The organism is Arthrobacter sp. P1_B9, assembly GCF_056406495.1.
In genome coordinates, this window is sequence record NZ_JBFUAA010000013.1 from 80,580 (window position 1) to 96,293 (window position 15,714).

The following is a 15,714-nucleotide window of genomic DNA, read 5'->3' on the forward strand; positions in this document are numbered from 1 at the left end:
CGGCTCATGATCCGAGGAGCAGGTACGGCGACACCCTCTACCTCGGACGAAACAATGTCAGTCCCTGCAGTTATTGTTGTCTCAACATCGAGCGGACACGGTCGGTGGATTGAACTGTGTGGGGGAAAGATTGACTGAAACGATAACCATGGTGCCCGATCCGCACCTCATGGAATCGATGCGGGCCGTGGGTTACACCCTCGAAACGGCCATTGCAGATTTGATTGACAACTCGATAACGGCCCGCGCATCGCGCGTTGACCTTCTCTTCTCCGGCGAAGGGGAGGGCCACGTTGCCGTCATTGACGACGGCGATGGCATGAGTGCTGCCGAAGCGCAGAACGCCATGCGGCTGGCCGGAAAGAGTTCGCTTTCTGGCAGGGCGACCACTGATCTGGGACGATTTGGGCTGGGCTTGAAAACGGCGTCCATATCCCAATGCCGAGACTTGACTGTCGTCTCAAAGAAGGATGGCGAGCTCCACGGTTACCGATGGGATCTGGACTACCTGATACAAACCGGCACCTGGAGCCTGCTCCAGCTGTCTGAAGGCGAATGCCGGGATCTTCCAGAATTCGCTGAACTCGAGAAGAAGCCGACGGGGACGTTGGTGCTCTGGCGGAAGCTTGACCAGCTCGAAGCCATGACCGGAAATCTAGGTAGCGGGCTCGACGAGAGCATGGTGCGCGTGCGCAAGCACTTGGGCCTTGTATTCCACCGGTACTTGGCGGGGGAGCACGGTAGCAAATTTGATATCGCTATCAACTATCGCGAGATCGAAGGCTCAGACCCCCTGCTTCAGACTCACAAAGCGACTCAGGCTGGTCCGGTCGAAAAGATTCATGTCGAGGGGGAAGTTATCGAGCTTCGTCCTTTCACACTTCCACATCTAAATAAGCTCAGCAGTGCGGACAGGCAAAGGGCTCAAGTTGATGGGTCCTTAAGAGACAGCCAAGGGTTTTACATATACCGGGGAAAGCGGCTTGTTATCTGGGGCACATGGTTCCGGATTGCTCCTAAACAGGAGCTCGGAAAGCTGGCGCGGGTGAGGGTGGACATCCCCAACACCCTGGATCATTTGTGGGCCTTGGATATCAAGAAGGCTCAAGCCGTTCCTCCGCCTGCCATCAGAAACCGGCTGCGGCAAGTTGCGGACAACATCGTCGGTCCGAGTCGGCGCGTTCACGAGTACAGAGGGCGGCGCGCGGCCCCCGGGCCGGTAAACCACCTGTGGGATGTTGTCGATGACCGGACTTCTTTCCGCTACGAAATCAATCGAAATCACCCGGCGGTCGTTGCCCTGGAGGGGAGCATGACATCGGATGACTCGGCACTGTTGGGGTCGCTGATCACCATGCTGGAGCAATCGTTTCCTGTGGAAGACGTTTACAACAGACTCGGACAGGATGCAATCCATTCACCAAATCCCGCGGACGAATCCGAGCTGACCATGCTGGCGGCATCCCTCTGGGAGTCGCTAAACGGGACTCTCGGCCCCGACCTGTTCGTCGATTCAATGCTCAACTCCGAGCCTTTCAATAGCCACCCCCGCGCACGCGGAATTCTTGAGAATGCGGTAAAGAACTGATGAGTATTCCTACAATGGTGTTCCCTTTGTCCGCCCTCGAGGGAGCGGTTTTGGGGCTGCTCACCGACCAAAGCACTGGTGAAACGAAGACGGGCATCCAAGAACAAGATGTCAGAGACGCGTTTGACGCCTGCACACCGATCATGCGCACGGATGCCAGTGATGACGAGTTGGAACAGCTCTTTCGATATGTCTTGACTGTGGTGGGCGCGGATATCCCGATCGACGGTAAGCCGGTTACAAAGGATGACCACAAACCATGGCTAAAAGACGTCAAGTCTGAGATCAACTGGCGCCGGTGGCGCGCCTACCGGAAGATGCTTTCCAAACAGGGGCGCTCCGGTCGCGTGCTAGACAGGCTGGATAAGTTCACTGACGACGTTCTGGACCTCGCTGGTAACCCGCAGAAGCCAGGAACCTGGAACCGCCGCGGGCTGATCATCGGCGACGTCCAGTCTGGAAAGACGCAGAACTATCTGGCGCTGATCAACAAGGCAGCCGACGCCGGGTACCGCTTGGTCATCATCCTCTCCGGCAACACGGAATATCTCAGGCGTCAGACGCACGAGAGGGTTGATGAGGGCTTCATAGGCAGGGATACCCGGCGGGTCGGTATGCCCAGAGGAGCTGTCCTCAAAGACGTACACATAGGTGTTGGAAAGATCGACCAAGAGATTGCGAACGCTACTAGTCTCACCACGGTTTTGATGGACTATCTACAGGCCACCAAAATCGGTATCGATGTTCCGCTTCCCTCCGGCTCAACAGGGCCACTTGTGTTTGTTCTGAAGAAGAACAAGTTTGTCTTGGACGCGGTCAACGGTTGGGCCCGCGGCAAGGCCAATAACCAGGGGAGTATCGACCTTCCGTTGTTGCTGCTTGACGATGAGTCAGACTATGCATCGGTCAACACGAGTGAGGCCGAGGACCCGACCGCGATCAACAAATCCATTCGAAAAATTCTGTCGAGTTTCACACGCTCGTCGTATGTGGCGATTACGGCTACGCCTTTTGCCAACATCTTCATTGACTACGAAGCGACCGGAATCGTAGAGGCCGATGGTGCGGTAGTGGACGACCTGTTCCCTGAGGACTATATCTACCCGCTGGACGCACCCAGCAACTACGTCGGTATCCGTGCGACCTTTGGTACTGACGAAGAGGACCGACCACAATCGGTGCAGTACTTGAGCGACGCTCAGCAGTGGATCCCGGTCAAGCACCGGAAGACCCAGCCTGTTGGTCCGCTCCCGGAGAGCCTCAAGGACGCCGTTCGAAGCTTTCTACTTGCCAACGCAATTTTGGATGGCCGCGTTAAGGCGCCCAACAAGCGGTCAATGTTGGTCAACGTTTCACGCTTCACAAACGTTCAGGACGCGGTCGGTGAACGGCTGACCAATGAGCTTTATCGATACAAATCAGCCATCGAACTCCATTCCCTCACCTATTCTGCTGGCAAGGCTAACGCTGTTCTCGACGAGCTGAAGTCGACCTTCGACAAGCAGTTCAGTACAACAGGTCCATCCTGGGATTCGGTCCTTGCCGAGCTCCACAAGTCTGTCGCAGATGTCCGAGTGAAGGTCTACAACTCAAGCGTGGACAAAGCGGAGGACGAAGACTTTAGGGAGGATGTCCCGACGCGGCAGATCGCCGTCGGAGGTGACCTGCTCAGTCGAGGACTTACGCTGGACGGCCTAGTAGTCAGCTATTTTCACCGTAGCGTTGGCGCTGCCGACACGATGATGCAGATGGCACGATGGTTTGGCTACCGCGACGGTTTCCGGGATGTTTGCCGGCTATGGATCAGTGAAAAAATTGCGGCGGATTACCGGTTCGTGGGTGCGGCCATCCAAGAACTCAGGGACGATCTGGCGCATATGCACCGGAACAACATGACCCCTAGGGATTTCGGCCTGGCGGTCCAGCAGCACCCGGAATCTTTGCTCATCACGGCGCGAAACAAGATGAAGCACACACTGCAGTACGAAAAAGTGGTCAACCTCCTAGGCAGGAACTTGGAGACCCGAAAGCTTTCTGCAGGCCAGACGGTCCAAGAAGCGAACTTCGCCGCTACTCAGAAGTTGGCTAAGGAGGCTGTGGCTGCTGGCTGCACAACGGACGAAACCTCCCGCGGTTACACACGCTTTAGAAATGTACCAAAGGGGCTCGTCGCAGACCTATTGCACAGCTACAAGGCTGCTGATGATGACATCTTCTTTACGGGCAGTGGGCTGGAAAGGATGATCAGGGCCAGTTCGGGAGAGCAGTTCCAGACGTGGGATGTGACATTCATGAACGGCCCAAAAAAGGACGGAGATGCGGAACTTCAAGGTTTGTCGGGCCTCGTGCCTGGGAAGCGGGTGTTCAAGGTATCTCGTGCGCTGATGCTCCGCCACTTAACGGCCAAGGACGGAAAGCTGACAGGGTCCTCGTTGTGGGTGAGCGGACGTCGGACGCGGCTAGCCGGAAGCGACGATTTACGCAAAGTCTTGGACCCGGAAGTGGACGCCATTGTTGTCGCTGCCCACCCGGTTGATGGGGATACCGAAACTGTCGGGACGGCTGGTTCCGTGCCAAGGGCCGCTGTGCCGGAGCGTGCGATCTACAGGCATCTCCCGCGCCCCCAGCTTATGATCTACGCTGTCCAGCCAAGCCATACTGAGGGCGTCGAACTGGATGACACCTTGACCGTTACGCCGGTGATCTCCCAGCTGAAGGATGAACTGACCAAGGCTGCGAGGGAACCTGAGGCTGCCTTTATCGCCCTCAAGATAGCGCTGCCGACGTCCGATTCTGAGTACAACAGCAAGAACGGCCGAGTTAAGTACGTCTTGAACAAGGTGGCCCAGAAGTACTGGATGGCAGACTACGAGGAACTTTCGTGACATTTGAACCCTGGACTCCCGAACGGTGGCAGGCCGAAGTCCGGGCGGGACTTGTGACTCTGCGCGAGCTGGACCCAACATTGGCTACGCGTATGGTCTACGGAGCCGACGAAGTCGGGCGCTTGAGCTTCGGACTGGTCACCCGACAACCGCCTGGCCTCCCCCAGCTCTCAGACGCGGTGACAATCGTGAGGGCCGAGCGGGAGCACGACGGCACCTGGATTCTGCTGCTCACCTTGGAGGACCACAAGTTCAGCGAAGTATTCATGCAGCTGTGCGGCCATGTGCACGCCAAGGTTTCCGAGTCCGTGACCGAAGGTGCAGGAATCTCCACCGCGATGGAGTGCTTTGCCGAGTGGCGCCAGCTCTTTCAAGCCTCGAAGAAGCGGGTACTCAGTATGGAGGAATGTAGAGGCTTGTTTGCTGAATTGGACTTTGGCTTCAACGTCTTGAGCCAGAGAGTTGGAACGTCTGTTGTTGTCCAAGGATGGCAGGGCCCTTACGGATCCGACCAGGACTTCCAGTTTTTGGACGTTCATTACGAAGTCAAGAGTCGGCATGCCACGACCCACGCTTTGAGGATTGCTTCCGAATACCAGCTCGACGGTGACAACATAATTCTCGTCTCCGTCGAAGTTGCCGACAGCGCGAAGGCTCTTCCCGGCTTCACGTCCCTAACCGACTTGGCAGCTCTGTCCAGAGAGTCCGTGGCTCGTGACGGCGGCGACGTTGAAATTTTCGACGCCGCGCTTGATGAGCTTGGATTTGATCCAAGCGAAGAAGTTTACCGTCAGACCTACTTCAGCAGTCGCGGCTTTGACTACTATTCGGTCACTGACCAGTTTCCGCGGGTCACTCCACGAACTATCGCAGCTGGAGTCTCGGGTGTGAAATATCGACTGGAGCTGCCTGCCCTTGACGAATTCGCAATTGATGTAGAAGCGGCGTTAGGCCCAATGAAAAGCTACGAGGAAATCTAAAGTGAACGTTAAGAGCTACCACGAGAACCTGCTGGCGTCCGTTGGGTCTTTGGCCGACGCCGACGGTGAGTTTACCGCCACGGCATTCGCCCGCCATTGCGCGGAGTTGCTCACAGAGGCGGGTGAGTTTGACGACGTAGTCACGCTGGACTTCGACGGAACGGGGACGCGACGGCGCAGGTTGAAAGTCAACGGCTACGACCTCGACAACGCCGACAACAGCGTGGCGCTTGTCGCGACGATTTACGTCGGCACGCCTGAGATTCAAGTAGTCTCTGCCACCGACGCTAAGGGAACGCTTAAGGCCCTTCAGTACTTCCTCGCCGAGTCCCTTGATGGAACCTTCTTGGAAGGGCGGGAAGAGAGCTCGCCGGCATACCAACTAGCCTACGACCTGCGCAATCGCGGAGCCAACGTCTCACGTTACCGTCTCTATTTGCTGACGGACGGGCAGCTCAGCGACCGGCTGCGCGAACTTCCCGGTGAGACACTTAACGGCATTCCGATCGACTATTTGCTCTGGGATATCAACAGGCTTCACCAACTTCATGATTCGCAAAGCGGCCGAGAAGCTCTGGAAATCGACCTTAGGGAGTGGAACGCCGAGGGGCTCCCCGCGCTAAAGGTTGAGTCCACCCCGGAGTTTGCGACCTACCTTGCGTCCGTCCCTGGTAACGTCTTAGCCGGACTCTATGGAAGATATGGCAGCAGACTCTTGGAGAGCAATGTACGTTCCTACTTGACCAACAGGGGGAAGGTTAACAAGGGCATTCGCGAGACGATCTACACTGCACCGCAGAACTTCATGGCGTTTAACAACGGGGTCACCGCGACCGCCACATCAGTGCAAATTGGTGGGGACCTGTCAAACATTCTGACTATTGAAGACCTGCAGATTGTCAACGGCGGACAGACAACAGCGTCGCTCTTTTTCGTTGACAGAGAGACCAAAGGCAAAGACGTTCTGCAGAACGTCTTCGTGCCAATGAAGCTAGTCGTCGTTGCCCCGGACGTGGCCAGCGAACTTGTGCCGAGCATCTCAAGGTTTGCCAACAGCCAAAATGCTGTCAGCGCTGCAGACTTCTTCTCGAACAGCCCATACCACGTACGCGTCGAGGAGCTTTCAAGACGTGTTCTCGCACCGGCCGTTGCTGGCGCCACTTATAACACCAAGTGGTACTACGAGCGAACTCGGGGACAGTACGAAAACGAAAAGAACAAACTCCCCAAAGCGGAGGCATCGCGCTTTGAGAAGCTCTACCCGAAGAACCAAAAGTTCGACAAACCTGCCTTGGCCAAATTTGTGATGTCGTGGCAGCAGCGTCCCCACATCGTCAGTGCTGGAGCGCAGAAGAACTTCGTGGCGTTTGCAGACATTGTCCAGCAGGCTTGGGAGAAGGACGATTCGTCCTTCAACGAGAGCTATTTCAAGGACGCCGTAGCTAAGGCAATTATGTTCTCTGCCATACACTCGGCTGTCAGGAAAGCCCCTTGGTATCAGCAGGGCTACCTTGCCAACATTGTCGCTTACACAATGGCAAAAATGGCCAGCCTCGTCGAAGACCAGGGCCGCGGCCGGATGATGGACTTCGACCTGATTTGGCGCGCCCAGGCAGTGCCTGGGAACGTCGTCGATGTGGCCCTTGAGATTGGAGAGGCCGTGCAGCAGGCGCTTACGAGCGAGCATCGGCCGACCAAGAACGTTACGGAGTGGGCCAAGAAAGCTGACTGCTGGGCCTTGGTGCGAGCCATGCCGATGCGCCTTCCCGAGACTTTCTTGACGGGTCTCGCGGATCCTTCTGCTATCGCGCAGAAGCGGCGGACAGCCAGGGACACGCAGAAGATTGACGACGGGATCAACCAGCAAAAGCGAGTCTTCGAAATACCCAAGGAACAATGGCTGGAACTCCGTGAGTTCTCCTTGGACAACGGCGTCGGCAGCCCCACGGATATGAGTATTCTCGACCTGGTCACGGGCAGGAAATCAGGATTCCCGACCGAGCGACAGTCTGCAAGACTGCTCACTCTTGCAGCAGCAGCCAATTCGAAGGGCTTCCAGACCTTTACTCCTTGAGAGATCGCAACATGTCGGAGACGACATCACCGATCTGCTTGGAAAGCAGCGGGGGCACAGCGTTCCCCACCTGGTGGAATTGCTGAGTCCTGCCCCCTTCGAAGAAGTAGTTGTCGGGGAAGGACTGGAGGCGCGCGGCTTCGCGGACCGTGAAGCTGCGCGTCTGCCTTGGATCCGGATGGATGTAGTAATGCCCGTCTTTTGAAATGTGCGAGACCACTGTTGTGGCGGGGGCATCCCAAACCTGCACTCTGAAGCGGTCTGTGAAGGGTGTTCCCGCTTTTCCAATGTTGCGGTGCTCTGGGTGGAGTGCTGCCGGCAAATCGGTGTATTTCGGGCTCTTGCCCAGTCGTTCGGCAAGTTCGGCCATCACGCGGTAGCGTGCCAGATCAGAAACCATGTGGGCTCTGGGTTCGTGCTGGATTGGCGAGCTGAGCCTCTCGTCGAGGATCCAGGCCTCGTATCCGTCCACCGCTAGGGCCCCGGCCTTCAGAGGCTCGGGTCGAAACTCAACTTCGATCATTCGCACTTCATCCAGTGCTTCCTTCTGGACAGTTTGCCAGTCCAGATCGATTTTCGGCCTTCTCTTTGAAGTCTCCGCTCGCACCCCAGGCATAGTTTGAACTGCCGCTCGAACGGTAACTGCTCCGTCGGCTTTCTTGAGTGCTCGTCGCGGAACGCTTGCTGCGACGTCACTGCGAACCCCGAGCAGAATCACGCGGTGACGCTTCTGCGGGACGCCGTACTCTTCCGAGCGAATGATGAAGTCTGACGGATCCAATTCGTGCGGTTCGGCGTCCACCACAAGGGAACGGATCTCGTAGCTCGCGCCACCGGGGAGACGCTTGAGGTCACTTAGGATCGTCTGGAACATGCTGCTGTCGCCGTTTTTCGACGAGAGCAGGCCCTTGACGTTCTCCATCACGAAGATCGTGGGCTTGAACTTGCCCAAGATGTGGAGGTACTCACGGTAGAGGAAATGCTTGTGGTCAGACGCGAAGGATTCATCACCAGTTCTGCGGGACCGCCCGGCAAGAGAATACGCTTGGCACGGCGGTCCTCCGATGAGCGCCCAATGTCCTCGCTCACTCTCCGGCCCGAGCTTTTGCTCGATGAAGCCGTCCACCTCGGGGCGGTTGTCCTCCCCGAGCTCGACCTGGTAGACGTGGGCCTTCGCAGCTAGATAGGCCTCCTTGAAGTCACCCGTGAGAACAGACTGCCACGTTTTTTTGCCTTGGATGTAGTCGAAGTAGGGTTGCAGATCGCCCCCGGAACGAACCAACTCTCGGTACGTAGCCCGCAACCGAAGTGTCTGGCAGGCAAAGCTATCCATCTCAAACGAGGCAAGAGTCTTGAAGACGAAGTCGCCCCGCTCATCCCTGACGCTGGAGAACCCTTCGTTCAGGCCTCCGGGCCCGGCAAATAGATCAATAATTGGAAACACGTGCACCCCTTGATATCCGACACTCCAGGATACCAGGTCAGGCAGACAATCCAGCTTCAGTGTCTGGTTTTCCGCCGTTCTTGGTCGAATCTTGGTCGAAGTCGCGGATCCAGTCGTCGCCGGTCGGAGCACGGGGTGCGAGAACAGCCGCTGTCCTACTACTTTGACCCCGGAGGATCGGTGGCTGGGCCCAAAAGGCGATGCGTTGATCTCTAAACCCGCGCGGCCGTGGTGTTGGCCGAGGTAAGAGGGGCCGAGATCACTAGCTCGGACACGTTTGAACGTCCGTCTTAGTCTTGCGCTGGACCAGTACGATCTACCTGGGGAAAGTTGACGACCTTTTAAGGCCGAATCGAGCCCGGAACGCTACCGCTGACGTCGCCTAGGAAGCTCTCTACTAAATGATGCCCGTATACGAAAAATCTTCCGCTTCACTTCGCCCGAGGGCCCGGTTGGTGCATACCTTGGGTAGCGAGCTCATAAGCAGCGAAGATGTCGCGCTCGTTGAGTTGGTAAAGAATGCCTACGACGCGGACGCTAGCAGCGTCACTATCCGTTTCTTGGGACCGCTAGTCGCGGGCGACGGTGCGATCGAAGTTTGGGACAACGGTCACGGAATGAGCGCCGACACCGTCCGCAACGTATGGCTCGACATCGCGACGCCGTACCGCAAGCAAACAATCACCAGCGAGAGCGGCCATAGGAGAGTGCTGGGTGAAAAGGGTATCGGACGCCTCGCCGCATCAAGGATCGCTGGCTCGTCCGTCATCACCACGCGTCGTGAAGATGGACCCGAGACTAGTTTTAACGTTGACTGGGGCCAATTCCACCAAGATATCTACTTGGACGAGATTCAGGTCGCGGTTTCTCAGAGAGATCCCGAGACTTTTCTTCCCGAGAAAGAAGCAGGAATCGTGCAGGGCGGTGCCTACACGGGGACCGGAACCGTCATCAAGATGCAGGGGTTGCTCCGCGATTGGCATGCAGCGGAGGTTCTACACCTGCGCCTGATGCTGGAACGGATGATTCCACCACGTCCCGACACCGGTGCCGCCGGAGAGCTGCATGCAACATTTGGCATCAATCTGGTCGTTCCGGATGAAATGGCAGACCTCGCGGGCCAAATCTCACCGAGTACCATACTCTCGCTGCCGGATTACCGCATTACTGGTGAGGTGGACGGCGATGGCACGGCAAGGCTTCGATATATTGAAAGACGCAGCGGACTCACGGAAGTCCTCACCTTGGATATGAGGGTCGCAGATGAACATGGGGACATGACTCGGATTCCGCGGTGCGGTCCTCTCAGAATAGATTTTAGAGCTTGGGATCTGGACCGGGAAGCGTTCGAGGCGATCAAACCCGACCTTAACCAAACAACAACGGGCATTCGGGACTACCGGAATCAAATCAAGGATCACGCAGGTCTAGCTCTATTTCGCGACGGGTTCCGTGTACAGCCGTTCGGCGAGCGCGGATACGATTGGCTGAATCTGGATCTGCGCCGTGTCAACAGCCCATCGTTGCGTCTGTCGAACAACCAAGTTAGTGGATCCATCTCCCTGACCGCTAACGAAAATCCTGGTCTCCGAGACAGATCGCATCGCGAAGGTCTCATCGACACACCAGAGTATGAAGATCTCAAGCAGATTTCCCTTAGGGTTCTTTCTGAAATGGAGGGGCGTCGCTTCAGATACCGAAAGAATGTTGCGTCTGAGCGACGCGGCAAGGGTCCTGGTAGTGGTCTCTTCGGAAAGTTTGATCTCTCCAAGCTCGAGGAGCTTATTGCGGCGCGTAAGACCGATAAGGAGCTTGTTGCAGCCATTACCGAAACAGCGAAAGAGGTGAGGGGTGCCGCTTCGGATATCCAAGAGATACTTCTACAGTTTGCTAAGTCTGCTACGATATCGACGCTCGTAGATATGGTTCTCCACGAAGGTCGCACGGGACTTATGGATGTAGACAACGGAATTCGGAAGCTTACACTGGCGAGAAAGCGACGGGAGAGTCTTGACGGCGCTGAACTTGATAAGCGAATGGGAAATAGTCTGGACTCCCTAACAAACGGGCGAGAACTGGTCGGTAGCCTTTTCGATCGACTGAGTCCTCTTGCCGGTCGCAAACGAGGGCGCCCTCAGAAAGTTCAGCTAGCAGCCATAGCTAATCCAGTGAGTCAAATATTTGCTGCTGAACTTAGCCGGCAGTCGACGAATCTTGTCATTGATGTCGTGGATGACACTGTAAGTGTTGAGCCTATCGAGTTCCAGCATATTTTGATTAACCTAATCAGCAATGCCATGTACTGGGTTCGGCAGAGTTCGGGTTCCGACAGGAGGATTCTCGTCACTATCGGTCGCGATGGTGACGGGGCGATTCTGATCCAGGTAAATGACTCAGGGCCCGGCGTTCCTGAAGAGGATAGGGGCATAATTTTCGATGCGTACGTCTCGACACGGGAGGGTGGGATGGGCCTCGGCCTGTCCATAGTGCATACGATGGCCGTTGAATACTATGGCGGCCAAGTTTTCGTTGATGGCGACGGTGTGCTGCCTGGAGCCAACTTCAGGGTTCTGTTGAGAAAGAGAGTTAGCTAGTGCCTAAGCTTTACCGAGTTCTGATTGTCGACGATGAGCCGAAAGCCCACGACACCGTTCGGACTGTAGTTGAAGAGGAGTTTGACGGGGAATTTGAGATCGAGTTAACTCATCTCGAGTCCTTCGATGCTGCCGAGATTTCCTTGGGCTCTCCAGCGTCTCAGTTTGATTTGGTTGTCTTGGATGTTATGGATAATGGCCCCCTTGGTGGCAATAGTGCTCGCACAAAGGGGACGGACCTCTATACGCGTATTCGAGCTATTCGTTGGGTACCAGTGATTTTTTTCACTGCCATCAAAGAGGACCTAGGGTTTCGGGCTGAGCCGCCTTTGAGAGCAATTATCGGAAAAGATGAGTCTCGCGACCTGGGGGGTGCGATGCGTGCCGCTCTCGAGTCAAACGCGGCGGGAATTTCGCGGGAACTCGTCGAAACCCTTGACCGCGAGACGCGCATGTTCTTGGACAAGAACCTGGCGCCCAACTGGGAAGCGTATACGCAACACGATCCGGCGTCACTGCGTCGCATCCTAATAAGCAGACTCGCAGCATGGCTTAGGGATTGGGAGACATCTTCGGATGCAGGGCTACAGGCGATAAGTGAGAACGTTCCGCCGGCATCCTTCTACTTGGTTCCACCCGTCGGAGATTCTTGGCGCGCGGGAACAATTCTCCTGGACCCTGAGAGTTGCTACTGGATTGTTCTGACCCCCTCCTGCGACTTGGTTCTCGGCCGAAACAACGTTGACGGATGCCGGCCAAAGGCGTCGCGCATTCTCCTTGCGCGCCTAGTTCCTTTGGACAGCCACGTGTCCATGGCCAAGGTGCTCGGCCCTGAGGAGCCGAGCAAAGGTCTTCGGAAGGAAGCGCTCCAAGTCCTCAGAAACCGCAACGATTTCAGGTGGTATTACCTACCGGAATTTCTCCGGGTACCGGACCGCCTAGTAGATTTGGAGCATCTAGTATCCGAGGATTACGACCGGATCGCGGGCTGGGAGCGTGTCGCGGATGTGGACTCGCCATTCGCCGAGGAATTGCTAGCTCGTCAGAGCCAGTGGCGGGGCCGGGTTGGTACCCCCGAAATAGGGTTGGAAGATTCGGATCTTCTAGATCGGCTGCGCAATCAGGCGCATTCTATGCGGTCATAGGTGAACGGTTGTTTGGCGTGCCGGCCCACTCTCAAGTGGGACGTTCCGCAGTTAACGGGCTCGTCCTGGTTCGTGCGGAATTGATTGCGTGTCGTAGATAAAGAAGGGGCCCGTGGCCCTGCTGGGATGAGTGTGTCTAAGCATTCAACCGGAACAGGACCACGAGCCTTGACTGAGCCTATCGATGTGGCGTCCGACGCTGCCACCAGCCGCTTCAATCTTCCTGACTACCGTGTCATCTCCGCGACCGTTCTGGACGACGGCAGGCGTCGGGTCATTGTCGAAACGGATCAGCCACCGGGCTGCCCTACCTGCGGTGTCGTGGCGACGCGGCGGAAGGATCGGCGCCTCCAGCGGATCCGGGACATTCTAGTCACCGGCGCCGTCGAAGCGCTCTGGTCCGAGTACCGCTGGTACTACGAGGAACCCAAGTGTTCCCGGCTCTCGTTCTTCGAATCCACTGCCCAGGTCCCTCGCCGTGCCCGGTCCACCGGCCGGACCACGTCGTTGATGCGGTCATCAGCTCCGGCCGGGCCGTGTCCGAGACCGCCGCCGCGTTCGCGGTGTCCTGGTGGATGGTCCGCGCCGCGCTGACCGAAGCCTGTCGCCTCACCCTGCCGGACGTGGATGAGCTCGGGCCCCGGATGCTGGGCATCGACGAACACCGCTTCCGGTCCGTGCGTGGATCCGGCACGAGCCGTGGATGACAACCATCGTTGATCTGGACACCGGCCAGGTCCTGGGCGTGGTCGACGGCCGGGACCACAGGGCCGTCGGCGACTGGCTCTTCGCCCGCCCGCTGGCCTGGCGGCTGGGCGTGCAGGTCGTCGCGATCGACCCGTCGGCTGCTTTCCGAAAAGCATCGAGGATGTGGCTGCCCCGCACCGCCGTCGCGGTCGATCACTTCCATCTGGTCTCCCTCGGCAACCAGGCAGTGACCGAGGCCAGCCAGAACCTGTCCCAGCAGGTCAAGGGCCGCCGCGGCCGCGGCATGGACAAGGCCTGGGCCCACCGCATGCTGCTCCTGTGTGCCGGCGACACGCTCTCTGATACTGCAGCCCACCGGCTGGAGGAGGTCTTCGACGCCGACGACGCGACCGGCAAGCTGCAGGCTCTGTGGAAGGTCAAGGAGCAGCTCAGGACGCTGTTGCGCACCGACTCCCTGGCCGACGCCGCAGCGGCGAAAGAAGACCTCAAGGTGCTCGTGGACGCCGCAAGACGGCCGGAAACGAACAAGCTCTACCGCACGCTCTGCCGGTGGTGGAACGAGATTGAAGTCCTCATTGTCACCGGCGCCAACACCGGCATCAAGCACATCAAACGCACCGCCCGCGGCTACCGGAACGCCGGGAACTACAAATCGATTATCCTGATGAGAAGTGCCGCCCGGACGGCGGCATGACACATATCCGGGAATCCATTTCCCCACGAACCTTGAAGAGCCGGTTCAGGCAGACCCTTGGCGGCGTGAGCGTCTGGACCGTTCTTCGTGCGAGTCGGGATGCCGAAAACTGTGGCGTCGCGCATGCCTGTCGGCGAGCGTCCCAGACGGAGTCTGCGAGTCTGAAAGAATGGACTCATCATGAATGAAATGAAACGCGCGAGTGAGCTGACAGTGGTTGAGATCTGCGCTGGGGCAGGTGGCCAGAGCCTCGGGTTGCACCTTGCGGGGTTCCGGCACACACTCGCGGTCGAGCTTGACCGCGATGCGGCCGAAACCCTCGAACGTAATCTTTCACGCCTGGCAGCCGCTGATGGGCAGCCCGAGCCGAAGGTTGCGGTCGGGGACGTCGCTGACGAGTCAGTGTGGGACCCCGCCGAACATGCGGGAGTCTCGCTGCTCGCAGGGGGAGTGCCCTGCCCCCCGTTCTCGACTGCCGGCAAGCAACTGGGCTCGTCGGATGAGCGAGATTTGTTCGCCTGGGCCGTCGAGGCTGCTGGCCGCATGCAGCCTGACGCCGTGCTGCTGGAGAACGTCCGCGGGTTATCGATGCCGCGTTTCGCCGGGTATCGACAGGCCGTCCTCGACCGGTTAGCTGAGCTGGGGTACCGCGCCGACTGGCGGCTGCTTGAGGCGAAGGATTACGGTGTCCCGCAATTGCGGCCTCGCTTCATCCTCGTGGCTCTGCGTGAAGAATTCGCACCTTACTTCAACTGGCCTGAGCCGACCCCGGCTGTACAGACGGTGGGCTCTGCACTCTATGACCTGATGGCAGCGAACGGCTGGCCGGGCGCCGGGGTCTGGGCGAAGAGGGCCGACCGGGTTGCTCCGACCGTTGTTGGCGGCTCCAAAAAGCACGGCGGGCCCGACCTCGGCCCCACCCGGGCGAAGCGCGAGTGGCTCGCCCTGGGAGTGGACGGCCTTGGGATCGCCAACGCAGCGCCGGGCCCCAATGTCCCAGTAGACTTCGTCCCCAAGCTGACCAATCAAATGGTCGCCCGCATTCAGGGCTGGTCGGGCAAGGCGTACGAGTGGGATTTCGCCGAACGTAAAGGGCGAAAAACCACAACCTACAGGCAGATCGGCAACGCGTTTCCCCCACCGGTAGCCCGCGCTGTCGGGGTCGCTATTGCGTCCGCATTACGTAAGGACGGAACCCCGACCGGCCGCCACGGCGCGGGCAGCCATGACGAGGTCTACCGGGCGCTTCGTGAGCACGCCGGCTTTGTCTCGTTCGCGGGGCTGCGGAAGGCGCTCGGAGGAAGTCTCGCCGACAGCGAGATTGAGCGCAGGGTCGACTTCATCAGCCGTGACTTTGAGGTTGAGGTGCGCGTTCGCGGCGGCGTGCCAATGTACAGGCTGGGGGAGTGGCGCGCGTTCCGCGGGCAGGCGGACCACGCCCGCCACGAAGTGTTTGCGGTCGATCGCCTGCGCGCGAAAGTTAGTTAGCCGACTCGTCTACGCCGCTCTGTGTGAGTGATCTTGATTGTAAAGCGCTGCGGCCGGTGTCGCCGACAGCGTGTCGCAGGCTGTCGTCAGCCTGTCAACGGTACGTCTTTGGCA

10 protein-coding genes are annotated in these 15,714 nt (G+C 58.1%); 9 read left to right on the forward strand and 1 reads right to left on the reverse strand.

Annotation, left to right across the window (positions count from 1 at the left end):
* The first annotated feature begins 130 nt into the window (after positions 1–130).
* From AC1D1A_RS16780 to AC1D1A_RS16795, 4 genes are read left to right on the forward strand one after another with little or no spacing between them, the layout of a single operon-like run.
* Positions 131–1,588 carry an ATP-binding protein gene (locus AC1D1A_RS16780; RefSeq protein WP_476948243.1) on the forward strand — a complete coding sequence of 486 codons (1,458 nt, stop codon included), beginning with the start codon at positions 131–133 and terminating at the stop codon, positions 1,586–1,588.
* A 26-nt stretch (positions 1,589–1,614) separates the two neighbouring features.
* Entirely contained in the window at positions 1,615–4,473 is a 2,859-nt protein-coding gene (locus tag AC1D1A_RS16785) for a Z1 domain-containing protein (protein ID WP_476948244.1), read from the forward strand.
* Entirely contained in the window at positions 4,470–5,453 is a 984-nt protein-coding gene (locus tag AC1D1A_RS16790; RefSeq protein ID WP_476948245.1) for a PD-(D/E)XK motif protein, read from the forward strand. Before AC1D1A_RS16785 ends, AC1D1A_RS16790 begins: the two co-directional genes overlap by 4 nt.
* Position 5,454: 1 nt before the next feature.
* Entirely contained in the window at positions 5,455–7,527 is a 2,073-nt protein-coding gene (locus AC1D1A_RS16795; RefSeq protein ID WP_476948246.1) for an AIPR family protein, read from the forward strand.
* Here AC1D1A_RS16795 and AC1D1A_RS16800 read toward each other — a convergent pair.
* Positions 7,517–8,971: a DNA cytosine methyltransferase gene (locus tag AC1D1A_RS16800; protein WP_476948247.1), complete on the reverse strand. Its 1,455-nt coding sequence runs from the start codon at positions 8,969–8,971 to the stop codon at positions 7,517–7,519. The two genes, AC1D1A_RS16795 and AC1D1A_RS16800, sit on opposite strands and share 11 nt — an antisense overlap.
* A 464-nt stretch (positions 8,972–9,435) precedes the next feature.
* Between AC1D1A_RS16800 and AC1D1A_RS16805 the strand changes: the two genes are divergently transcribed.
* The 5 genes from AC1D1A_RS16805 to AC1D1A_RS16825 all read left to right on the forward strand — a co-directional run bounded on the left by AC1D1A_RS16805 (position 9,436) and on the right by AC1D1A_RS16825 (position 15,600).
* Positions 9,436–11,565 carry a sensor histidine kinase gene (locus tag AC1D1A_RS16805; protein WP_476948248.1) on the forward strand — a complete coding sequence of 710 codons (2,130 nt, stop codon included), beginning with the start codon at positions 9,436–9,438 and terminating at the stop codon, positions 11,563–11,565.
* Positions 11,565–12,710 (forward strand): response regulator, encoded by a 1,146-nt coding sequence (locus AC1D1A_RS16810; protein ID WP_476948249.1) that lies wholly within the window; start codon positions 11,565–11,567, stop codon positions 12,708–12,710. Before AC1D1A_RS16805 ends, AC1D1A_RS16810 begins: the two co-directional genes overlap by 1 nt.
* A gap of 536 nt (positions 12,711–13,246) precedes the next feature.
* Positions 13,247–13,417: a hypothetical protein gene (locus tag AC1D1A_RS16815; protein ID WP_476948250.1), complete on the forward strand. Its 171-nt coding sequence runs from the start codon at positions 13,247–13,249 to the stop codon at positions 13,415–13,417.
* Positions 13,414–14,112: an ISL3 family transposase gene (locus tag AC1D1A_RS16820; RefSeq protein WP_476948251.1), complete on the forward strand. Its 699-nt coding sequence runs from the start codon at positions 13,414–13,416 to the stop codon at positions 14,110–14,112. The genes AC1D1A_RS16815 and AC1D1A_RS16820 overlap by 4 nt, the downstream gene beginning before the upstream one ends.
* Before the next feature lie 180 nt (positions 14,113–14,292).
* The gene (locus AC1D1A_RS16825; RefSeq protein ID WP_476948252.1) at positions 14,293–15,600 is read left to right on the forward strand and encodes a DNA cytosine methyltransferase; all 1,308 of its coding nucleotides are present in this window, start codon (positions 14,293–14,295) and stop codon (positions 15,598–15,600) included.
* The last annotated feature ends 114 nt before the right edge of the window (positions 15,601–15,714 follow it).

What these genes read in the sequence shown, in the direction of transcription:
- AC1D1A_RS16825 (WP_476948252.1), top strand. Translation starts at nt 14,293, where the DNA reads ATGAATGAAATGAAACGCGCGAGTGAGCTGACAGTGGTTGAGATCTGC.
- AC1D1A_RS16820 (WP_476948251.1), top strand. Translation starts at nt 13,414, where the DNA reads ATGACAACCATCGTTGATCTGGACACCGGCCAGGTCCTGGGCGTGGTC.